Below are 410 nucleotides of genomic sequence, written 5' to 3' on the forward strand. Positions count from 1 at the left end.
CACGGTGTGATTCATGACTGGGGTGAAGTCGTAACAAGGTAGCCGTAGGGGAACCTGCGGCTGGATCACCTCCTTAATCGACGACATCAGCTGCTCCATAAGTTCCCACACGAATTGCTTGATTCATGCGTTTGTAAAAGTGCAGAGCTAAATATTCGAATCGAATAATTAGCTCTGATCTTTTTCAGAATCGTTCTTTAAAAATTTGGGTATGTGATAGAAAGATAGACTGAACGTTACTTTCACTGGTAACGGATCAGGCTAAGGTAAAATTTGTGAGTGACTCTTAAGAGTTTTGCGAATTTTCGGCGAATGTCGTCTTCACAGTATAACCAGATTGCTTGGGGTTATATGGTCAAGTGAAGAAGCGCATACGGTGGATGCCTTGGCAGTCAGAGGCGATGAAAGAC

The 410-nt window shown here is 43.4% G+C and carries 1 rRNA gene; it reads left to right on the forward strand.

Annotated features, from left to right (window positions below):
- Positions 1-76: ribosomal RNA gene (locus tag QMX91_RS31370) — 16S ribosomal RNA — on the forward strand; the annotation flags it as partial.
- Positions 77-410: the final 334 nt, after the last annotated feature.

It is taken from the genome of Pseudomonas sp. PS01299 (assembly GCF_029960145.1).
Classification (GTDB): Bacteria; Pseudomonadota; Gammaproteobacteria; order Pseudomonadales; family Pseudomonadaceae; genus Aquipseudomonas; species Aquipseudomonas putida_A.